We start from the raw sequence: 21458 nt of genomic DNA, 5'->3' as shown, positions 1-21458 counted from the left end.
TTTTACTTGTTAGACATAAGGTTAAAAAAATGCAGCGGACAGAAACTCTGCCAGCTGCATTAAAACTATTCACCATCCAATCCGCGGATTGGCTTGATCGTCCCCCACCCTTTACAGGAAGGACAATGCCAATAAAGGGAATGAGTAGAGAAGCCACACTTCCTGCATCGGTAGTGAGGTTTTACTTTTAATTGTTCTCCAACCATCGCTTGTAATGTAGATAAACTGTCTTTTGCGCGACCATCTTCAGCCTCTGCAATGTGGTAGTCAATCAGGCGATAAAAGCCCTTCATGGTTGGATTTTTCAGTAGCTGTTTCGTCAGCAATTCTTGGGCAGCGCCGACGCTTTCATGGTGAGCGACTAACTGAGCCAGCATCAACTCCGCTGACACCCCTGCCTTTTTATCAATACAGGCGCGTAAAAACTCGACCAGTTCATCTTCTTGCCCGAGATGGTGATAGCACTCAGCAATTGTCGGCAAAACATCGCTCACAAAGTCTTTGTCTTGCTCCAATACACCAGTTAGATACTTAATGGTTTGTTTGTAGTCTTCTGACTCCAAGTAAATCCGGCCGAGCGAAATACTTGCTCGAACACATTTTGGATCTTCGGAAAGTGCTTTTTTGAAATGCTGGATAGCTTTATTCGAATTGCCGTCAGCTTGGTCTAACATGGCAATTTCACACCAAAAATGCGCAATATTTGTACGCATACGACTACGCTGATTACCCATTTTAGCTAGCTGATTGGCGTAATGAATCGCTTTTTCCCATTCACGCGTTTGCTGGTAAATAGTGACTAATTGTTGGAGCGCCGCCTCTTTGTAATCGGGCTCTTCAACTAATTGTTCGAAGATTTTTTCAGCTCGGTCTAAAAACCCCGACACCATATAGTCTTTCGCTAACTGCTGCAGGGCTAGGTTTTTCTGATCTAGAGTCAAGCCAGAACGAGAAATGAGATTTTGGTGGATACGAATAGCACGGTCGACTTCACCACGAGAACGGAAAAGATTACCCAGCGCTAAGTGGGTATCAATCGTTTCGTTGTCAACTTGGAGCAATTCAATAAAGTGGTCTACGGCTTTATCTGATTGATCAGAGAGCAGTAAGTTCAGACCCGCCATATACTGACGGGAAATTTGATGAGATTGCTTCTGCTTGTCTTGCTGAGCGCTGCGATGCCCCATGTACCAGCCATACGCAGCCGCTATCGGCAACAACAAGAAGAGTAGTTCAAGCATTAAAGTTAAGCCTTATCCTTATGCCTGTTTTTCAATGGCTGGCTTTGCAGTTTTTTCTGCTTCAGCCGGCTCGTACTTTTTCAGTTTCTTTTTAAGACGTCGAACTTGAAGCTGAGTTTTTAGTTGAATGCTAGCGAAGATAACCCAAGCTACAGCAAAACCAACCACAAATACCACGCCCAATAGCGTTGATAAATGGAATTCTCCTTTCGCTAAAAGGTAATTAAAGGTCACAAGTTCTTGGTTTTGTGAGCCTAAAGCCAGTGCAACTAAAAAGAGAACTAAAACAGCAACGATTTTTATAATTTTCATTTTACATCACCCTTCGAGGAGTAAGTAGGTAAGATTATGCAGGAAAATGCTTCTTCAGACTACGTATATTAGCAATAATCTATACCCAAGTAACCTCAAGATGCTGGGTTTGTAGACACACCCTAGAAGTTAAAGTTATTTGGGTATCACAACTTGCGTATGAAATGACCTAATTGAATTTTCGTAAGCGATATTACAAAAAAGCGGCATACACAAAAGTATGCCGCTTTTTTAATCCAATAAGAGTGCGTTAGCCTAGATTCACACGCTCACGAAGCTCTTTACCAGGTTTGAAATGTGGGACGTATTTACCTTCCAATTCCACTTTGTCGCCCGTTTTAGGGTTACGACCGACGCGAGGCTCACGGTAATGAAGAGAAAAACTACCAAAGCCACGGATCTCGATACGATCACCGCTCTCTAGTGTAGAGGCCATGTGCTCTAAAATATCTTTTACAGCATCCTCTACCTCTTTCGCTGATAAATGTGTTTGCTCAGCGCAGAGTCTTTCAATCAGTTCAGACTTAGTCATAGTTGCCCTCTTTGAGTATCTTTATCACTCATTATAGTAAGTAATACTAATTCCAACAAACACTTGCTAACAATTCTAGACAAAATTTACGCAAATTGCGTAATGATGAAATGCCTTTTATTAAGATAGATTACCAGCATTAGTATTACTACTTTGAACATGAAAAAGGAGCCTTGCGGCTCCTTTTTAGCTTAAGCGAGTATATTATTCGCCTTTAGCAGCTTTGAAAGCGTCAGCCATTGCATTACCAAAAGCAGCTTCGTCTTGCTTGTTGATAGATGCCATTGCTTCTTGCTCTTCAGCTTCGTCTTTAGCTTTGATAGATAGGTTGATTACGCGGTTCTTACGGTCTACACCTGTGAACTTAGCTTCAACAACATCACCAGCGCTTAGGATTAGAGAAGCATCTTCTACGCGATCGCGAGATACTTCAGAAGCACGGATGTAACCTTCAACGCCTTCTGCGATTTCAACAGTAGCACCTTTAGCGTCAACTGCAGTTACAGTAGCGTTAACTAGAGTACCTTTCTTGTTGTCAGCAACGTAAGCATTGAATGGGTCGTTTTCCATTTGCTTGATGCCTAGAGAGATACGCTCACGCTCAGCGTCTACTGCTAGAACAACTGCAGAGATCTCGTCGCCTTTCTTGTACTCACGTACAGCTTCTTCGCCAGCAACATTCCAAGAAATGTCAGATAGGTGAACTAGACCGTCGATGCCGCCTTCTAGACCGATGAAGATACCGAAGTCAGTGATTGACTTGATCTTACCAGTAACTTTGTCGCCTTTAGCTTGTGCTTCAGCGAATGACTGCCATGGGTTAGCTTTACACTGTTTCAGACCTAGAGAGATACGACGACGTTCTTCGTCGATTTCAAGAACCATAACCTCAACTTCGTCGCCAACATTAACAACTTTAGAAGGGTGGATGTTCTTGTTAGTCCAATCCATTTCAGAAACGTGTACTAGACCTTCAACGCCTTCTTCGATTTCAACGAAGCAGCCGTAGTCAGTTAGGTTAGTTACGCGACCAGTTAGTTTGTGACCTTCTGGGTAACGCTTAGCGATTGCTACCCATGGATCTTCGCCTAGTTGCTTAAGACCTAGTGATACGCGAGTACGCTCACGATCGAACTTAAGAACTTTAACTTGGATCTCGTCACCAACGTTAACGATTTCAGATGGGTGCTTAACGCGCTTCCAAGCCATATCTGTGATATGTAGAAGACCGTCAACGCCACCTAGGTCAACGAACGCACCGTAGTCAGTAAGGTTCTTAACGATACCTTTAACTTCAGAACCTTCTTGTAGAGTTTCTAGAAGCTCGTCACGCTCAACGCTGTTTTCAGATTCGATAACAGCACGACGTGAAACAACTACGTTGTTACGTTTTTGGTCAAGTTTGATAACTTTGAACTCTAGCTCTTTGTTTTCTAGGTGAGCAGTGTCGCGGATTGGACGTACGTCTACTAGAGAGCCAGGAAGGAAAGCACGGATACCGTTTAGTTCAACAGTGAAACCGCCTTTAACTTTACCGTTGATGATACCAACAACAGTTTCAGCTTCTTCGTAAGCTTTCTCAAGAACGATCCAAGCTTCGTGACGCTTAGCTTTCTCACGAGAAAGTTGAGTTTCACCGAAACCATCTTCAACAGCGTCTAGAGCTACGTCTACTTCAGCGCCAACTTCAACTTCAAGTTCGCCAGCAGCGTTCTTGAACTGTTCAGCAGGGATAGCAGATTCAGACTTAAGACCAGCGTCAACAAGAACGAAACCGTTCTCGATAGCTACTACAGTACCTTTAACGATGCTGCCTTGTTGGAATTCTGTTTCGTTTAGAAACTCTTCAAAGAGTTGAGCAAAAGATTCAGTCATTTATTTAATCTTCAATAAATTAAACGTCCACGGGTATCCTACCTCATGGGGTTATTAAATTCGCCGGTCATCATCCTTGCGACCAACGCTCTTAGCTTAGTCGAGTATCATTACTCAGCTAGCTTCGATTCGATATATTGTAGTGCCTTTTCTACTACTTCGTCGATAGTCATCGACGTAGAATCTAGCACAAGCGCATCCTCTGCAGGGCGTAGTGGCGCCACTGGGCGGTTACGATCTCGGTCGTCACGCTCTTGGATCTCGCTTAAAAGGTCAGCAAATCTAACATCTAACCCTTTATCTTGCAACTGTTTAAGGCGTCGATTTGCACGCTCTTCCGCGCTTGCATCAAGGAAAATTTTTGCTTGAGCACTTGGGAATACAACCGTACCCATATCACGACCATCAGCAACAAGGCCAGGAGCGGCTTCAAACGCACGCTGACGGCGCAATAATGCTTCGCGAACGCGCGGTAATGCAGCCACTTTAGACGCAGCCATACCCGTTTCTTCTTTACGAAGCTCACCTGAGACATCTTCACCTTCTAAGATAACCTTCACTAGGTCACCTTCGGCGATAAATTGGACGTCTAGGTGTGTCGCTAGCGGGACAAGAGCATCTTCAGACTCAGTATCAACACCGTGGTGAATCGCAGCGAGTGCAAGTACACGATAAATTGCGCCAGAGTCTAAGAGTTGGAAACCCAACTTTTTCGCCAGCAACATACATAAAGTGCCTTTACCTGCACCACTAGGTCCATCTACGGTTACAACCGGAGTTTGAGAGGACATGTTCTTCTCCACCTATAGTTTCTTTTTAGCAATTTGCTCGGTTTTCGAGGCGCGTATTATACGGGCAATCGCCTTCTGGAGCGAGGAAAAATGTCGTGTAAAGCATTACACCCAATGCTCACTTGGGTTCATCAGGACACATAAAAATAAGTTCTGGATATTGAGTCGTTTATAGACAAATTAGTTCCAATAAAAATGGCGAGAGCTTTCACTCTCGCCATGTTGAATGACCGAATTATCTCATTGATTAGACAATTGGTTTTTGACCACGCTCTGCAAGTTTAAGCACAACACTGTCAGCGACTTTACTTGCTACACCAGCAAGCTTGTCTGCCAATTTTTTCTTCTGCACGTAATGAACGGCTAACACTGTTTTTTCTTTGCACGCAGCAACAACAAGATCGTCAGAGGTGCTGATTTCATCCACTAGTCCCAACTCTTTAGCTTGACTACCAAACCAGTGCTCACCCGTCGCCACTTTTTCCAATTCTAAACTTGGACGACGCTCACGGATGAAGTCTTTGAACAATACGTGCGTTTCTTCTAGCTCTTGCTTGAATTTATCACGCGCTTTGTCGGTGTTTTCACCAAACATGGTTAGCGTGCGTTTGTATTCACCAGCCGTTAACTGCTCGTACTCGATGTCGTGCTTTTTCAGCAGCTTATTGAAGTTTGGAATTTGTGCGATGACACCAATCGAACCCACAATCGCAAATGGTGCAGAAACAATTTTGTCTGCTACACAAGCCATCATGTAACCGCCACTTGCTGCTACTTTATCAACCGAGATGGTCAGAGGAAGTCCGGCCGCTTTGATGCGATCAAGTTGAGAGGAAGCTAAGCCGTAACCATGAACCATGCCACCACCAGACTCTAGACGAAGTAATACTTCATCGCCTTCACGAGCAACAGCCAAAATGGCAGTGATTTCTTCACGTAGAGACGCGACTTCTTTTGCATCGATGCTACCGTTGAAATCAAGAACAAACAGGTGTGGTTCGCGTTTGCTGTCTAGCGAACCCTCTTTGCTCGCTTGTTTGATTTCTTTCTCGCGAGATTTATTCTTCTCTTTTTCTTCTTTCTTCACTGCTTTGTCACGAGCTTTGATAAAAGCATCGTCATGCAAATAGTGCTCAAGTTGCTCGATAGATTGCTTGTGCTGTTCAGAAAGATTCGTCACTTCGAGTTCGCCTTTTGCAGCGCCCGATTTGCTACCAACCGATTTAACAAGGATGAGAATGACAATAATCGCAGCAACAACTGTCACAATCTTGGCCAAGAATAAGCCGTAATCTAATAAAAATTCCAATGAGAGCTCCTTTATCTCATTCCAGCGAATAGTCGCTATGCTACATCGATAAATCAGAGAGAAGGCAACGTGGTTTGTAACCACTTGTTCTGATTGATAGCATACCTAACGAAAGTTCTGGAATTGGTATAACACATGAATTGGTGTATTGTAACCAACTTGTCACGATTACCAAGATTTTCCATTGAGAAACAGGCGTATTTTAGCGCTAACCCACTACATGGACCCTCTTACAATAATAAGGATTAAATACCGTGAACTACTCCGTTTCAAAAGATGCCCTAGAAGGTAAAGTCATTCTTGTTACTGGTGCTGGTAATGGCATTGGCCGCCAAGCGGCGCTTTCTTACGCCAAGCACGGTGCGACTGTGATTCTATTGGGCCGAAACGTTAAGAATCTTGAATCCATCTACGACGAAATTGAAGCCGCAGGTTACCCACAAGCCGCGATCATCCCTCTCGATTTAAAAGGCGCGACCAAGCAAAACTACATTGATATGGCGGAAACCATTGAAGGTCAATTTGGTCAACTAGATGGTTTATTACACAATGCTGGTGTTCTTAGCGCGTTATGTCCGTTCGAGCAGATCAACGAAGAGGACTTCGATGACATCATGCAGATTAACGTAAAAGCCGAGGTGCTGATGACTCAAGCGCTACTGCCTGTCATGCGTAAATCTGAAGCAGGTCGCATTATCTTTACCTCTTCTACCGTTGGCCATTCTGGCCGTGCTTTTTGGGGTCCATATGCGATATCTAAGTTCGCAGTGGAAGGTATGATGCAAGTATTGGCAGACGAGTTGAGTGACACGCCAATGCGCGTTAACGCAATTAACCCTGGTGCGACTCGAACTCGCATGCGTGAGAAAGCGTACCCTGGTGAAGATGCGAACACGCTGAAAACACCGCTAGACATTATGCCGCTGTATCTGCATTTGATGGATCCTGCAATGACAGACATACACGGCCAGTGTATTGACGCCCAACCTAAGCGTAAGTAATACATTATCACAATCTCACATAATCGATTAAAAAGGCAGCAAACGCTGCCTTTTTTCATTTTCTCACTTACAAAAATCTTGCGTGTTTTCATCATAGAAATATACTGTATGTATATACAGGCATTTTATTTATGCAAGACATCATACAACACTTAAAAAGCCAGCATCTTGTTTGGCAGGCCAATTTAACAAAAGCGGACGACCATCAATTCCTAAGCAGCTCCGGTTTTGCTGAGCTAGACGAATTGCTTGGTGGCGGCTTTCCTTCTCACGGTGTGGTAGAGATGGAATCCGTAGGCAGTATTGGTGAACTGCGTTTACTCGCTCCATATCTAAAAGCGTCTCTTTCGAGAGGGGTAACCGCATTCATTCAACCTCCAGCGTTAATGAATTCGCTTTTTCTACACAATATTGGCTTAGATATAAACCAAGTTTGGGTCGTAAATCCTACACATCATCGAGATGCTTTGTGGGCCGCAGAACAGTGTCTGAAAAGTGGTGTTTGTGCCAACGTATTGCTATGGCAAGACGAACTAGAAATCCACCAAGTAAAACGCTTACAGGTTGCCAGTGAACAAGGCGCTTGTCCGCTTTTTATGCTCAAACCGAGCATGGCAAATCGCTTGTCCCTACCTGTGTCATTGAGCTTAAAGCTGCAAGGTCATGAACAGGGCGTAAATGTGGAGGTATTGAAACGCAAAGGGGGCTGGAACAAAGGCAGTATCAATATCGACTTTCAACATGATTACCCGCAGTTGGTGATGCCAGTGATGACTCATATCCCATCGACTGTGGTGAACTTCCCATTGGCGAATCAAGGATAATCACATGGTTTTGTGGATCTACTTGCACTTCCCTCACCTACAGTTGGATGCGCTGTTTGGCAACAACCAAGAGCACCCGGTCGTCATTGTCGAAAGTCAACGCTGCCGGATTATTCAATACAACGAGACGGCCGAGCAGCAAGGCATTAAGCCAAATATGGGCTTAGGCAGTGCTGCGTCTTTGTGCCATGACTTGCAAGTACATCCTTACCACCCACAAACGGAGTGGAATAAGTTGCAAGAGGTGGCTCAATGGATGTATTTGGTCACTTCTGATGTCGTATTGATGCCAAACCAAGGTATTTTGCTGCGTGCGACGCCAATGCTTAATCTCTATGAAGGATTACAGAACTATTGGAATAAAATCCGAACTCATTTAGATGAACTAAAATTGAGCTTTCAGTTTGGTTGTGGCTTCTCACCTTTTTCCGCTAAATTGATGGCGTTATCTGGTGCGAATGTGCTTAGCGAAGATAAAACTTCTATCCAAAAAGCTTTATTTCCGTTGCCATTAACCCTAACCGATTTATCGCCCTCCAATGTTGAAAAACTCCAACGAGTGGGCGTAACAACGCTGCAAGGGTTACTGGAATTGCCATTGCAAGACATCGCTCGCCGTTTTGATATTGATTTAGTCAACTACGTCGGACGCCTTACTGGTCAGTTCAAACACCCTGTCGACTTTTACCATCCAACCGAGTCGTTCCAAGTGTATTTGGAGTTACTGTTTGAGATCGAAAACGTTCAATGGATTGAAAAACCGTTAGCAAAGCTCCTTCGCCAACTCGAAACCTTTCTAAAATTGCGAGACAAAGTCGCCTTTGAACTTCGCTTAACGCTCCATCAACGCGATAAACACGAGCAGCATCTTCAACTCACCTCTGCTCAAGGCGATTATCTATGCCATCGCTGGCAACAACTGGCGAGTTTGAGCTTAGAGTCGCTCACGCTTAATGGAGCGGTGGTCGGTTTGACACTCAAAGTTGTTCGTCAGGGTGAGCCTTTAAGTGCTGCGCGAGATCTTTTTTCTGGGCCAAAAGGACAGATGAATGCGTTAGAACTGCTCTCTTTACTCCAAGCCAAACTTGGGAAAAGTGCAGTGCTCAAGCCAGATATTGCCTGCGACCCAAGACCGGAGAAAGCCAGCCAATACCGACTAGCCGATGAGCCAGACGTATCAACTCATAACATCCCAGATTTGCTGCGCCCAGCAATGCAACTGCCTATCCCAATAGCTCTGCAAGAACAAGTATCGCTGGTGCATGGACCAGAACGAATCGTATCCGGATGGTGGGATGGCGACGAAATTATGCGCGATTACTACATTGCTCATACCAAACAAGGTCGCTGGTTATGGGTATTTCGCGATCAACATAAACATTGGTTTCTTCATGGCTATTTTTGTTAAGTCGTTATGAGTTACGCAGAATTATTTTGTCAGTCTAATTTCTCTTTCCTCACTGGCGCTTCTCATGCAGAAGAGCTTGTGTTGCAAGCGGCTTTTTATCGCTACCATGCCATCGCGATTACTGACGAGTGCTCGGTCGCTGGCGTGGTCAAAGCCCATGCAACGATTGAACAGCATAAACTTGATATCAAACAGATCGTCGGCAGCATGTTCTGGCTCAACGAAGAGTGCCAAATAGTCCTACTTTGCCCCTGCCGTAAAGCTTATGCTGAGATGTGCCGTATCATCACTAACGCGAGACGACGCAGCGAAAAAGGCAGCTATCAGCTTTCTGAGTGGGATCTGATGTCGATTCGTCACTGCTTAGTATTGTGGCTTCCTACCCATCAAGCGATTGATCATTACTGGGGGCGCTGGCTCAATCAACACCATAACAATCGACTATGGGTTGCGATTCAACGTCACCTTGGTGGCGACGATGATGCCTACACAAATCACTGCGAGAAGCTAGCTCACGAATTGCAACTGCCTATTACAGCTTGTGGCGGCGTACTCATGCACACGGCTGAGCGCCTGCCTTTACAACATATACTCACCGCCATTAAGCATGGTTGCAGTGTTGATAAGCTGGGCTTTGAACGTCTTTCTAATGCTGAACGCGCATTACGATCACTGAATAAGTTGATTCGTATCTACAAACCAGAGTGGCTAGAGGAAAGTAAGTACATCGCGGATTTGTGCAAATTCAAATTGTCTGATCTGAAATACGAATACCCTACAGAACTGATTCCTAATGGCTATACACCAAATTCTTACTTACGAATGTTGGTGGAACAAGGTAAAGAGCGTCGCTTTCCTGAAGGCGTGCCGGAGGACATCAACCAAACCATCGAAAACGAACTGAGGTTGATAGAAGACCTCAAGTACCATTATTACTTTTTAACCATTCATGACATCGTCATGTTTGCTAAACAGCAAGGCATTCTTTATCAAGGCCGAGGATCAGCGGCGAATTCCGTCGTGTGTTACTGCTTAGAAATCACCGCCGTCGATCCAAGACAAATCTCCGTCTTGTTCGAACGATTTATCAGTAAGGAACGCAAAGAGCCACCAGATATCGACGTTGACTTCGAACACGAGCGCCGTGAAGAAGTCATTCAATACATTTATAAAAAATACGGACGTGAACGTGCCGCTCTTGCCGCAACAGTGATCAGTTATCGCTTCAAAAGTGCGGTACGTGAGGTCGGAAAAGCGTTAGGTATTGAAGAGACCCAATTGGATTTTTTCATCAAAAATGTTAACCGCCGAGACCGTAGCCAAGGTTGGCAAGCACAAATTATTGAGCTTGGTTTGCAACCAGAATCGCTAAAAGGTCAGCAGTTTATCCAACTGGTGAATGAGATCATTGGTTTTCCTCGTCATCTTTCTCAGCATGTCGGCGGCTTCGTGATTTCATCTGGTCCATTATATGAATTGGTGCCCGTTGAAAATGCAGCAATGGAAGATCGAACTATCATTCAATGGGATAAGGACGATCTCGAAAGCTTAGAGCTTCTGAAAGTCGATGTATTGGCGCTCGGGATGCTCAATGCTATCCGTAAATGCTTTCAATTAATTGAGAAACACCACCAGCGATCACTTTCAATTGCTGAGATCACTCGCCGACAAGATGATCCTCATGTATATCGCATGCTCCAAAAAGCAGACACCGTTGGCGTTTTTCAAATCGAATCTCGCGCGCAAATGAGCATGCTGCCTCGCTTAAAACCAGCTTGTTATTACGACTTAGTTATTCAAATCGCGATCGTACGCCCAGGGCCGATTCAAGGCGACATGGTTCACCCGTTTTTGAAAAGGCGCAACGGCGAAGAGCCTGTCAGCTATCCATCAGAAGCAGTGAAAAGCGTTTTAGAAAGAACCATGGGCGTGCCTATCTTCCAAGAACAAGTCATCAAACTTGCCATGGTCGCTGCGGGGTTTAGTGGTGGCGAGGCCGATCAACTTCGTCGAGCCATGGCGTCATGGAAAAAGAATGGTGATTTAGCCAAGTTTAAGCCTAAGCTGCTCAATGGCATGCAAGAGCGAGGTTACGACTTAGCATTTGCGGAGCGCATTTTTGAACAAATTTGTGGCTTTGGTGAATACGGATTTCCAGAAAGTCATTCAGCGTCTTTCGCCGTTTTGGCGTATTGCTCGGCATGGCTAAAATACTACTATCCCGCAGAGTTTTATACGGCACTGTTAAACAGCCAGCCAATGGGGTTTTACAGCCCTTCTCAATTGGTGCAAGACGCTCGTCGTCACGGCGTCGAAGTTCTGCCAATCTGTGTCAATCATTCCTATTACCAGCATCATTTGATTCAACGCCCCAATGGCCGACTTGGTGTGCAACTGGGCTTTCGATTGGTTAAAGGCTTTAATGAGGAAAGCGCGACTCGCTTAGTCGAACGACGACCAAAAACGGGCTATCACTCAATACAAGAGGTCAAACAAATCCTGGGAAGTCGTCGTGATATCGAATTATTAGCTTCTGCAAATGCCTTTCAGATCTTATCGGGTAACCGTTATAACGCACGTTGGGCAGCAATGGATTCACTGTCTGATTTGCCTTTGTTTCATCATATCGAAGAGCCAAGCGTTAGCTATCAAGCACAGCCATCTGAATATGAAAGCCTTATTGAAGACTATGCCAGTACAGGTCTTTCGCTGAACCGGCACCCAATTACTCTGCTAGAAGAAGCGGGGATACTTCCTCGCTTTACGCGTATGAAACAATTGGTTGATAAAGAGCATAAATCGCTTGTGACTGTGGCAGGTGTCGTCACCGGAAGGCAGTCCCCAGGCACTGCAGCAGGCGTTACATTTTTCACCTTAGAAGATGACACTGGCAACATTAATGTTGTGGTATGGAGCGCGACGGCAAGAGCGCAAAAGCAAGCTTACCTCACCTCAAAAATATTGATGGTAAAAGGTATTTTGGAAAGAGAGGGAGAAGTCATCCACGTCATTGCGGGTAAATTGATTGACTGTACTCATTACTTATCCAACTTGCAGAGTAAGTCTCGTGACTTCCATTAGAATGAGCAGATACAACAAAGGGAGGTTGCCCTCCCTTTGTTTACATTTATTGATGAGTTAGGCGTTTGTAGAAAGCACCTGACGTAAACGATCTTGTGCTACTTCAACTAACAAATCTGGCTGGAATTTTGAGATAAAACGATCACAGCCTACCTTTTGCACCATCGCCTCGTTAAAGCTACCGCTGAGTGACGTGTTCAACGTGATGAACAACTTCGACATACGAGGATCGCTACGGACTTCGTGAGTCAATTTGTAACCATCCATCTCTGGCATTTCAGCGTCCGTAATCATCATTAACAGCTCTTTTTCAACGTCACGACCTTCATCACACCAACGCTTGAGCACCGTTAATGCCTCTAAACCATCTCGGCACTCGATGATGTTCATACCCAATTGAGAAAGGGTGTCACGTACTTGGTTTCTTGCTGTCGAAGAGTCGTCTACGATAAGAACGTTACGTCCAACCATCGACTGCGATAAGTCGTGATCTAAGATATCTTCTGAGATAGTGACATCATAATGAACGATTTCCGCCAACACTTTCTCAACGTCAATAATCTCAACGATTTGAGAAGTATCACCATCTTTCACTTGGGTGATAGCTGTGAGGTAGTTAGAGCGTCCAGAAGTCGATGGCGGCGGCTGAATTTCAGTCCATGCGGTATTGATGATGTTACGTACCGGACCAACAAGGAAACCCTGCACCGAACGGTTATATTCCGTCACGATCAAGTTTTCTTCTTCCGCTTCTCCACGAAGAGGAGGAAAACCAATCGAACAACGCAAATCAATCACAGGTACGGCTTCACCTCGAAGAGAAGCAACACCACGGATGTTGTAGTGTGAGCCAGGCAGCTTAGTCAACGGCGGAAGCTTTATCACCTCTTTCACTTTGAACACATTAATCGCAAATAACTGACGACTGTTTAACGTGAACAGCAAAAGTTCCAGTCGGTTTTCACCCACTAAGTTCGTACGCTGATCAACCGTATTTAAAACTCCGGACATACTACTACCTAAATTCTGAACGATTATTTTTCACTCTTTATTGGAAACCTTGCTGAGAATACAAGGCGACGTTTTTTAATGAGTATATAGATATCTAAGTAAACTCAATACGTTAGCTTGATACGTTTAACATCATGAGCCAAATTAGATATAAGTGCAAATTACATCAATGACGTGCACATAGCAATGCACTGCTGCTTAGATTCGTCATTTGATGGCTTTTTAAGATCAAAAAAGGGTGCGCTCTTGAGCCACACCCTAAATCAAATTAAAGATAGAAAGAAGTGATTAACCTTCCACCACCTTCATTAACAACTGCCCATCATACAGAGCTTGTTTTATCAGCGCAGCGCCCGGCATCGTCGCTTGTTTATAAAAGCGAGATTCCACCAGCTCAAGATCTTGGTGATAAACAGGCAAGCTTTGTTCTTCAATACAACGGCGAACGGCTGGATAAAGCACCTCTTTCGCTTGGTTAATTACCCCACCAATCAAAATCTTTTCTGGGTTAAACAAGTTGATCACGATAGCAATCGCAGAACCTAAATAGCGTCCCAATTTTTCAATCACATCAACCGCGAGAGGATCGCCATTTGCCGCGGCTTCACAGATACTTTCGATACTCATCTCTTCTTGATCCGCGAGAATAGAAGCTTCACCTTCAGAGATGCGTCTTACCACTTCTTCACGAATCGCTTGCGAGCTGGCAACCGTTTCTAAGCAACCAATGTTGCCACAGTGACATCGCTTCCCGTTGGGATCAATTTGAATATGTCCTAGTTCACCGATATTACCGTGGCGGCCTTGAAGAACTCGCCCATCAAGAATGATACCGGCACCTAAACCATGGTGAATCGAAATAAGAACAGAGTTGTCATTTTCTTGGGAATGACCAAAGAGCTTTTCAGCTAAAGCCCAAGCACGCGTATCGTTGGCAATAAAGACCGGCAAACCCGTCGCTTTGTAAATCTCTGGCCCTAAAGCGAGGTTTTCGACGTTATAGTGAGGCATTTGTAGCACCACGCCCTGCTCAGAGTTTACAAGGCCTGGAAGCGTAATCGCGATGCTAGTAACGCGATCGAGTTGATCGGCATACGTCTGAAAAAAATCGTCAATTTCGTAGAGAAGACGCTCAAGAACATCGTCTTGGTCACGTTCATGAATTTCGATTTTGGTATCGATCAAGACATCGCCACCCAACTCATGCAGAGCAATAGTCAGATAGCCACGACCTAAACGCATCGACAGAAACTGCCAACCTTCGTTGTTAACTTGTAGGCCTACGGCAGGACGACCACGACTTGTCGCCTCTTGTACGGTAGTTTCATGAATCAAGTGTGCTTCGATTAATTCTCGAGTGATTTTGGTGATACTCGCAGGCGCAAGCTCACTTTGCTTCGACAAATCAATTCGAGAAATTGGACCTTTTAGGTCAATAAGTTTATATACACGACCAGCATTGACCTGTTTGATATGATCAATATGGCCCGGTTGAGCCATGTACATCTTGCACTCCGAAATTCTATAACGAGACAATTTTTTTACTTTGCGAAGTAATTGTGAAGTGAATTAATAAATCCCCGTGACAAGCATCACGTATAAACATGTTTGTTTGTGTATTCAATCAAATAACGGGAAATCTACTCCTGTTAAATTGTTTGAAAAATAACTTATTTTATTCTTCAAATTAGGAGAGCAACATAAGCGACCACAGAGCATCCCTACAAAGAGGTTTTCGCTAACTCGTTAGTCCTCTATGTATTATCCGTCTGTTTTAGCGAGTGTCACTCTTCATGCAAACAATCTGTGCATATACTTATACCTAGCTGGCATCGAGCTTAGAAAATACTGACCTCGACAGTGGTTAGATTAAGTAAGAATAAAATTTGAGTTACCTTGTCCTACACCTGCATTCTTCGGAGAATTTATGACTTCCAAATTAAGAAGAACGAAAATTGTCACCACTCTTGGCCCTTCAACTGATAAAGACAATGTACTGGAGGAGATCATTAAAGCTGGTGCGAACGTCGTTCGTATGAACTTTTCTCACGGTACAAGTGAAGACCACATTCAACGCGCTAAAAAAGTACGCGCGATTGCCGCAAGATTAGGGCGTCAGGTTGCCATTCTTGGCGATTTACAGGGACCTAAAATTCGTGTTTCGACCTTTAAAGACGGTAAAATCACACTCAAAGTCGGCGATAAATTCACACTAGATAGCGACTTACCAAAAGGCGAAGGGAACCAAGAATCCGTTGGTTTGGATTACAAAGAACTGCCTCAAGATGTTTCACCGAACGACATTCTACTGCTTGATGATGGCAGAGTTCAATTGCAAGTCACCAGCGTAGAAGGAAATAAAGTCCATACCCGTGTGACCGTTGGTGGTCCATTATCCAACAACAAGGGCATCAACAAAAAAGGCGGTGGCTTATCAGCCGATGCACTCACGGAAAAAGACAAAGCTGACATCATCACAGCCGCAGAAATTAAGGTCGACTATTTGGCCATTTCTTTCCCACGCAATGGCGAGGACATGCACTATGCCAGACGCTTGGCCCGGGATGCCGGCTTAGAAGCAAAACTCGTCGCAAAAGTAGAACGTGCAGAAACCGTCGCCACGAGCGAGTCGATTGACGATATCATCCTAGCTTCTGACGTCGTGATGGTCGCTCGCGGCGATTTAGGCGTTGAGATTGGCGATCCTGAGCTGATCGGTGTTCAGAAAAAACTCATTCGTCGAGCTCGCAGTTTGAACCGCGTTGTCATTACTGCAACTCAAATGATGGAATCGATGATCAATAGCCCAATGCCAACTCGTGCAGAAGTCATGGACGTAGCAAACGCCGTTTTGGATGGCACCGATGCCGTGATGCTGTCGGGAGAGACCGCTGCCGGTCAATATCCGGTAGAGACCGTGAAATCAATGGCGGATGTCTGTATTGGCGCAGAAAAGATGTCTGAAGCAAGTCTATCGACCTACCGTCTCGACCGCACCTTTGAAACAGCAGAAGAGACCATTGCAATGGCAACCATGTACTCAGCGAACCACATGGAAGGCATCAAAGCGATGATTGCATTAACAGAGTCAGGAAGAACTGCTTTGATGATGTCACGCCTAAGCTCTGGTTTGCCGATTTTTGCTTTATCGCGTAACGAATCGACGCTCAACCGCGCAGCGTTATATCGTGGCGTGACGCCAGTGTACTTTGATGCGAAATGCGATGTAGGCTTACCAACTGCTCAAGCCGCAATTTCTAGCCTCAAAGAGCAAGGTTACTTACATGAAGGTGACTTAGTGATCATCACTCAAGGTGACGTGATGGACGTCGTTGGTTCAACCAACTGCATGCGTATTCTGCCAGTCTAACGTAATAGAAATGCTAAGGGCTCCAGTGGAGCCCTTTTTTGTTTATCGCTTAGGTGACTTACGCTAGCTTAAGCGCTTTCTCGACCTTCAAGATCCATATTCAGTTGATCGTATAACTGAACCAGATTAAACCCGGCTTGCAAGCCCAATTGATAATCATGCTCTAACGCTTCTGGTTCACTCAGGAGTGAAGAAGATTTCAAGCCCTCTTTGGGCGCAATTTGCAAAATAAACGTGTCGTCCGGTGGGTTTGATAAAAACGCCTGCGTTAGCTCAAAGGTCTGATAGTGAATCATCAGCATATCGGCCAAGCCAGAATCAAAATTCTCACCAATCAAATGGCTTAATCGATACAAATTATCAGCCCCAAATAACCAACGACCACCGTTGAGAAGCATTTTCCCAGTTAACTTAGACTGGTGCGCAGTATTAATTTTTTGTTGGAAGAAAGACGTCCAGTCAGACTTCCATTGGCTGACTTTTTGTTGCCAAGATTGCTGCACCGAGTTTATGGATTCGCGATACCATTCTACTGGCACGTCTCCGATTTCACTTTGCGCCCTCGCCTCTATCTCAGAGAAGGGTTCTGTGCGAATCACAATAATGTTGCGCGCATTTTGTCGCCACGCTTCTTGAACCGGAATCGAGGCGGAAACACCACCATCCACAAACTTTTGCCCATTTACATCGACAGGGCCATGGTACAACTTAGGAATCGCACAAGTGGCTAGCATGGTGTGGAACCAATCGTCCCCAAGAATCGGCAAATACTGATCGGATAAATTTTCCACGTTCGTAACGGCTGCAAACGCCCCTCTTCCAGCCAAGGTCTTACGCCCTAAATCGAGATCCAGTTTGTAAGGAAAATCTTGGATTCTTTCTAGCGCCCACTCAAGACTCAAGTATTGTTGCTTACGAATGTAGCGGAAAAGATTAAAAAACTCAGGAGAAGTAGTCAGTTCGGTAATGAACGCTTTACCCATGCCATGTTGACGACATAAATACGAGCAAAGGTTTAGAGCACCGGCAGAAGTGCCGTAAAACTCATCGAAAGGATCGAAATTAGAAAGGAGTAGTGCATCCAACACTCCAGCGGTAAAAATCCCTCGCTGCCCTCCTCCTTGTGTGACTAGAGCAGTTTTGCCATGTCTAAAGTGCTCATAAACTTCTATATCGAGCTCTGTATGGCTTTCGGTGATTATACCGCTGTTACGTATCATCGGCTCACGCCAGTTTTCTGATGCTTATTGTTAGGCCGTCGTAATCGCAATAATTCCGAACGACAAAAGCACTGCGAAAACACTGACGACAATGATTAGTGCGGATTTTAGATCGTGTTCCATAAACGCCTCCTTGACCTGTAACAAATTAATAACACCAGTGTGAAACATGTTCAAGATTTGGTTAATTTAGTCGCGCGATTTTGACTAAGCCATCACAATTAGCTTAGTCATAATAAGGAGATAGGACATGAAGAATAAACTCAGTTGGCTAGTTGGGGGCATGTTAATGAGCTGCGCATTGAGCGCACAAGCAAATGTTATCGTAACCCCATTTATTGGCTTTACTGGCGGCGGGCAAGTCGAAGATGAAAACAAAAACACCTATGACATAGACCCTGCCCTCAGTTACGCCTTATCAATAGAAACACCTTTTGAAATGGGAAAAATCGGCCTTTTCTATTCTGCACAACCGACAGAGCTCAAAGAGTTGTCGAACTCCGCCGATATCCATTATTTACAATTCCAAAGCAGTATTTACTATCCCCTCGCTGAAGGTTGGCAAAGCTATGTAGGGTTGGGGGTTGGCGGGTCTTACACCGACGTCGACTGGGCTGATAAAAAATACGGTTTTTCTGCCAGTGCTTTTGCTGGGTTAGAGTACGCATTTTCAAAAAACTTTGCTCTAACGGCACAAGTACGCTGGTTAGGTACGGTCGTAGATAATGACACATCTGGTGCATGTACGTTGCCATCTGATGGTTCAAGCTGCATCATCAAATTCAATACTGATTGGATGAACCAATTTCAGTCAAACGTAGGCTTTAGTTTTCGCTTTTAACTGAGGCAAATTAACCGGAACATTATCTATAGGGTGTGCAAAAGATAGTCGTACGCCCTAAATGATAAAAATAGTCCATAAGACCATTCAAATAGCAATATAGCAGTCATTTATTTCACTAAACCGCCTAACCAACCTTTCAGATCACCTACTTTCTCACTATTTAACAACATTAAAACCACACAAAACACTACTGTTAACATTTAGAATCTATTGCGCTCTGTATTATTAGAAGTTAGTCTGAATAACGAAAACAGATAAATATTTCAGTTTTATCAAACACACATCAACATAATAAGAGTTAATCTCTAACTTCTCTTACGTTAGGCAAAACATAACTCTGCAAATTAATGACAAGTTAGAATTTAGGATCATAAAACTGACGGATAACAGTTGTCCTTTCTTTTAACAATTTAGCAGGGATTGCAGATCAACTGAGAGAGCTTCATTCCTTAGGGAGTCGTATAGGAGTCAGATATGAAGCGAGAACAATGGGGATCCCGTGCAGGATTCATCTTAGCAGCAGTCGGGTCAGCCATCGGATTGGGTAACATTTGGCGTTTCCCATACATGGCTTACGAAAACGGTGGCGGCGCATTTTTTATTCCTTACCTTTTTGCCATGATCACTGCCGGTATCCCATTCATGATCCTTGAGTTCAGTATGGGACAAAAATACCGTGGTTCAGCACCGAAAACACTAGCAAAAATCCATTCGAAGTTTGAATGGCTTGGCTGGTTCCAAGTTGGCGTTGCTGCTGTTATTGCCGTTTACTATGTTGCGGTAATTGGTTGGTCTATCTCTTACTTTGGTATGTCGTTTACTCAAAGTTGGGGAACCGACACTAACGCGTTTTTCTTTAGCGAATACCTAAAGCTAGGTGATAACTCACCAACAAACTTAGGCGGTATTCAATGGAAAATTGTTATAGCGATGACCATTGCTTGGGCTGTCACTTACATTGCCATTGCAAGTGGCGTTAAGTCCGGCATCGAACGCGCATCAAAAATCATGATGCCAATTCTATTCTTGATGGTTCTATTTCTGATCGGTCGCATGGTATTCCTACCAGGTGCACTCGATGGTGTGAACTATATGTTCGAACCCGATTTCAGCAAGATTTGGGACGTAAAAGTGTGGGCTGCCGCGTATGGTCAAATCTTCTTTACCCTAAGTATCGGCTTTGCAATCATGTTGGCCTACTCAAGCTACTTGCCTGAGAAGTCTGACATCACAAACAACGCCTTTATGACCGTACTGATCAACTGTGGTTTCTCTATCCTTGCAGGTATCATGATCTTCTCTGTATTGGGTTACATGGCTCAAGAGCAAGGTAAACCACTAACAGAAGTTGTCTCTGCCGGCGTAGGCCTTGCCTTTGTGACGTTACCTGCGGCAATTAACCTATTGCCAGCGCCTTACATTCTTGGCCCGCTGTTCTTCTTTGCGCTTGTTGTGGCCGGTCTAAGTTCACACATTTCGATTATGGAAGCCGTGACGTCAGCCATTATTGATAAGTTAAAGTGGAGCCGTAAGAAAGCAGCAAATGTGGTAATCGGTACTGGCTTTGTTGTGTCAATGGCATTTGCGACCAACGGTGGCCTACTGCTACTAGACTTAGTCGACCACTTTGCAAACAATGTTGGTATTATGGTTGGTGGCTTGATTGAAATCGTATTGATGGCTTGGTTGCTAAATCGTGTACCAGAAGTACGCGGCTACGTGAATGAGCGTTCTGATTTCTCTATCGGTCAATGGTTTGAGATTTGTTTACGCTTTATCACACCGATCATGCTAGCAATCATCTTGGCAACTAAGCTTTATGCTCTATTTACAGAAGGCTATGGTGGCTACGATCTAACTCTAGGTTGGGCAATAATTGCCGCACTCTTTATCTTTGGCTTACTTATCAACGCAGCAAACCGCAAGGAGGCAGTAAAATGACCGTTAGCGCAATCATTATGATGGTTCTTGGTTTGGGCATCACTTGGGGCGGTGCAGCTATCTGCATTAAACGTGCGATGAACAAACAGTAAGATTGAAATTCCGTCTTAATCAGACACAAAATGCCGGCATCTATGCCGGCATTTTTTATTTGAGAGCTAGAAGCTGTATTTCACACCAACTGCCCCACCCAACTGTAAGTCAGGGCCTTTATAGAAATCGAGCTCAGGATGGATCTGCGCATAAACGTCCCACCCTTTCGATAGGTCCCAGTTCACGCCAAGTGGAACACGAATACCAAATTCGTCATCCCACTCATACCAGCCACCAACCCCGACATACCAAGTGATTGGCATATTCTGGTCAAACGCACCACGCTTCGCGATATAGTCGAACGCCATGCCATCGTTGCCAATGATACCTCGATACTTGTTATCAACTTCCACAACCACGCTCAATTGCTGGTCTACTGCCATACCGACAGACAGATTAGCAGGCTCGTTAGCCGCCATTGCCGAGCTAGAAATAAGACCCACAGCTAAGATAATTTTATTCTTCATACACGTTATCAATTCTTAAAAAACATCGTGCATAATTCAAACATGTTCAATATTTGTTATGTCATCAGTGAGTAAACGGTTTGTACGAAAAAGCCGACAAAAGTAAAGATGAGTTTGAGATCACAAGGTTCAATAAGG

Annotated in this window: 19 protein-coding genes; 8 read left to right on the top strand and 11 right to left on the bottom strand. The window is 44.4% G+C overall.

Annotated features, from left to right (window positions below; all coding sequences use genetic code 11):
- Positions 1–65: 65 nt before the first annotated feature.
- From lapB to sohB, 6 genes are all read right to left on the bottom strand, one after another.
- On the bottom strand, positions 66–1241 hold the full coding sequence (gene lapB / locus UF05_RS10100; RefSeq protein WP_005481625.1) for a lipopolysaccharide assembly protein LapB: 1176 nt from the start codon (positions 1239–1241) through the stop codon (positions 66–68).
- Positions 1242–1259: 18 nt separating this feature from the next.
- The gene (locus UF05_RS10095) at positions 1260–1553 is read right to left on the bottom strand and encodes a lipopolysaccharide assembly protein LapA domain-containing protein (RefSeq protein ID WP_005457987.1); all 294 of its coding nucleotides are present in this window, start codon (positions 1551–1553) and stop codon (positions 1260–1262) included.
- A 250-nt stretch (positions 1554–1803) separates the two neighbouring features.
- Positions 1804–2085, bottom strand: a complete 282-nt coding sequence (gene ihfB, locus UF05_RS10090) for an integration host factor subunit beta (RefSeq protein ID WP_005491075.1) — start codon at positions 2083–2085, stop codon at positions 1804–1806.
- A 204-nt stretch (positions 2086–2289) separates the two neighbouring features.
- Positions 2290–3960, bottom strand: a complete 1671-nt coding sequence (gene rpsA, locus UF05_RS10085; protein ID WP_005494602.1) for a 30S ribosomal protein S1 — start codon at positions 3958–3960, stop codon at positions 2290–2292.
- 110 nt (positions 3961–4070) lie between these two features.
- Positions 4071–4751, bottom strand: a complete 681-nt coding sequence (gene cmk, locus UF05_RS10080; protein ID WP_011106010.1) for a (d)CMP kinase — start codon at positions 4749–4751, stop codon at positions 4071–4073.
- 247 nt (positions 4752–4998) lie between these two features.
- On the bottom strand, positions 4999–6060 hold the full coding sequence (gene sohB / locus UF05_RS10075) for a protease SohB (RefSeq protein ID WP_029833088.1): 1062 nt from the start codon (positions 6058–6060) through the stop codon (positions 4999–5001).
- A 254-nt stretch (positions 6061–6314) separates the two neighbouring features.
- On the opposite strand from sohB, the gene UF05_RS10070 reads away from it, so the two are divergent.
- The 4 genes from UF05_RS10070 to UF05_RS10055 all read left to right on the top strand — a co-directional run bounded on the left by UF05_RS10070 (position 6315) and on the right by UF05_RS10055 (position 12374).
- Positions 6315–7061, top strand: a complete 747-nt coding sequence (locus UF05_RS10070; protein WP_005453938.1) for a YciK family oxidoreductase — start codon at positions 6315–6317, stop codon at positions 7059–7061.
- 131 nt (positions 7062–7192) lie between these two features.
- Entirely contained in the window at positions 7193–7885 is a 693-nt protein-coding gene (imuA, locus tag UF05_RS10065; RefSeq protein ID WP_021448897.1) for a translesion DNA synthesis-associated protein ImuA, read from the top strand.
- Between the two features lie 4 nt (positions 7886–7889).
- Positions 7890–9293, top strand: coding sequence for a Y-family DNA polymerase (locus UF05_RS10060; protein WP_045545731.1), 1404 nt, complete (start codon positions 7890–7892; stop codon positions 9291–9293).
- Positions 9294–9299: 6 nt separating this feature from the next.
- Entirely contained in the window at positions 9300–12374 is a 3075-nt protein-coding gene (locus UF05_RS10055; RefSeq protein ID WP_029838882.1) for an error-prone DNA polymerase, read from the top strand.
- Positions 12375–12431: 57 nt separating this feature from the next.
- Here UF05_RS10055 and UF05_RS10050 read toward each other — a convergent pair whose 3' ends face one another.
- Together UF05_RS10050 and mlc are read right to left on the bottom strand one after the other, a co-directional pair.
- On the bottom strand, positions 12432–13385 hold the full coding sequence (locus UF05_RS10050; RefSeq protein ID WP_005494587.1) for a chemotaxis protein CheV: 954 nt from the start codon (positions 13383–13385) through the stop codon (positions 12432–12434).
- A 288-nt stretch (positions 13386–13673) separates the two neighbouring features.
- Entirely contained in the window at positions 13674–14891 is a 1218-nt protein-coding gene (gene mlc / locus UF05_RS10045; protein ID WP_021453636.1) for a sugar metabolism global transcriptional regulator Mlc, read from the bottom strand.
- Positions 14892–15312: 421 nt separating this feature from the next.
- On the opposite strand from mlc, the gene pyk reads away from it, so the two are divergent.
- Positions 15313–16755, top strand: a complete 1443-nt coding sequence (pyk, locus tag UF05_RS10040; protein WP_020841027.1) for a pyruvate kinase — start codon at positions 15313–15315, stop codon at positions 16753–16755.
- 68 nt (positions 16756–16823) lie between these two features.
- Here pyk and UF05_RS10035 read toward each other — a convergent pair whose 3' ends face one another.
- Together UF05_RS10035 and cydH are read right to left on the bottom strand one after the other, a co-directional pair.
- On the bottom strand, positions 16824–17975 hold the full coding sequence (locus tag UF05_RS10035; protein ID WP_005453952.1) for a patatin-like phospholipase family protein: 1152 nt from the start codon (positions 17973–17975) through the stop codon (positions 16824–16826).
- Between the two features lie 30 nt (positions 17976–18005).
- Positions 18006–18098: a cytochrome bd-I oxidase subunit CydH gene (gene cydH / locus UF05_RS24525; protein WP_005494575.1), complete on the bottom strand. Its 93-nt coding sequence runs from the start codon at positions 18096–18098 to the stop codon at positions 18006–18008.
- Positions 18099–18225: 127 nt separating this feature from the next.
- On the opposite strand from cydH, the gene UF05_RS10025 reads away from it, so the two are divergent.
- From UF05_RS10025 to UF05_RS25700, 3 genes are all read left to right on the top strand, one after another.
- Positions 18226–18816, top strand: a complete 591-nt coding sequence (locus UF05_RS10025) for an outer membrane beta-barrel protein (RefSeq protein ID WP_045545730.1) — start codon at positions 18226–18228, stop codon at positions 18814–18816.
- A 477-nt stretch (positions 18817–19293) separates the two neighbouring features.
- Positions 19294–20760: a sodium-dependent transporter gene (locus UF05_RS10020; RefSeq protein WP_045545729.1), complete on the top strand. Its 1467-nt coding sequence runs from the start codon at positions 19294–19296 to the stop codon at positions 20758–20760.
- Entirely contained in the window at positions 20757–20852 is a 96-nt protein-coding gene (locus UF05_RS25700) for a MetS family NSS transporter small subunit (protein ID WP_005494570.1), read from the top strand. The genes UF05_RS10020 and UF05_RS25700 overlap by 4 nt, the downstream gene beginning before the upstream one ends.
- Before the next feature lie 66 nt (positions 20853–20918).
- Here the strand turns inward: UF05_RS25700 and UF05_RS10015 are convergent, their stop codons facing one another.
- The gene (locus tag UF05_RS10015; protein WP_031781943.1) at positions 20919–21320 is read right to left on the bottom strand and encodes a hypothetical protein; all 402 of its coding nucleotides are present in this window, start codon (positions 21318–21320) and stop codon (positions 20919–20921) included.
- Positions 21321–21458: the final 138 nt, after the last annotated feature.

Origin of the sequence: Vibrio sp. S457-15 (genome assembly GCF_000960545.1) — a bacterium.
In the GTDB taxonomy this organism is placed as follows: Bacteria; Pseudomonadota; Gammaproteobacteria; order Enterobacterales; family Vibrionaceae; genus Vibrio; species Vibrio parahaemolyticus.
This window is presented reverse-complemented; position numbering and strand designations above follow the sequence as displayed.

Coding starts and splice junctions, on each gene's coding strand:
- cmk (WP_011106010.1), bottom strand. CDS start 4,751: ATGTCCTCTCAAACTCCGGTTGTAACCGTAGATGGACCTAGTGGTGCA.
- lapB (WP_005481625.1), bottom strand. CDS start 1,241: ATGCTTGAACTACTCTTCTTGTTGTTGCCGATAGCGGCTGCGTATGGC.
- UF05_RS10025 (WP_045545730.1), top strand. CDS start 18,226: ATGAAGAATAAACTCAGTTGGCTAGTTGGGGGCATGTTAATGAGCTGC.
- UF05_RS25700 (WP_005494570.1), top strand. CDS start 20,757: ATGACCGTTAGCGCAATCATTATGATGGTTCTTGGTTTGGGCATCACT.
- pyk (WP_020841027.1), top strand. CDS start 15,313: ATGACTTCCAAATTAAGAAGAACGAAAATTGTCACCACTCTTGGCCCT.
- UF05_RS10035 (WP_005453952.1), bottom strand. CDS start 17,975: ATGATACGTAACAGCGGTATAATCACCGAAAGCCATACAGAGCTCGAT.
- imuA (WP_021448897.1), top strand. CDS start 7,193: ATGCAAGACATCATACAACACTTAAAAAGCCAGCATCTTGTTTGGCAG.
- mlc (WP_021453636.1), bottom strand. CDS start 14,891: ATGTACATGGCTCAACCGGGCCATATTGATCATATCAAACAGGTCAAT.
- UF05_RS10060 (WP_045545731.1), top strand. CDS start 7,890: ATGGTTTTGTGGATCTACTTGCACTTCCCTCACCTACAGTTGGATGCG.
- UF05_RS10050 (WP_005494587.1), bottom strand. CDS start 13,385: ATGTCCGGAGTTTTAAATACGGTTGATCAGCGTACGAACTTAGTGGGT.
- UF05_RS10015 (WP_031781943.1), bottom strand. CDS start 21,320: ATGAAGAATAAAATTATCTTAGCTGTGGGTCTTATTTCTAGCTCGGCA.
- UF05_RS10020 (WP_045545729.1), top strand. CDS start 19,294: ATGAAGCGAGAACAATGGGGATCCCGTGCAGGATTCATCTTAGCAGCA.
- cydH (WP_005494575.1), bottom strand. CDS start 18,098: ATGGAACACGATCTAAAATCCGCACTAATCATTGTCGTCAGTGTTTTC.
- rpsA (WP_005494602.1), bottom strand. CDS start 3,960: ATGACTGAATCTTTTGCTCAACTCTTTGAAGAGTTTCTAAACGAAACA.
- UF05_RS10095 (WP_005457987.1), bottom strand. CDS start 1,553: ATGAAAATTATAAAAATCGTTGCTGTTTTAGTTCTCTTTTTAGTTGCA.
- UF05_RS10055 (WP_029838882.1), top strand. CDS start 9,300: ATGAGTTACGCAGAATTATTTTGTCAGTCTAATTTCTCTTTCCTCACT.
- ihfB (WP_005491075.1), bottom strand. CDS start 2,085: ATGACTAAGTCTGAACTGATTGAAAGACTCTGCGCTGAGCAAACACAT.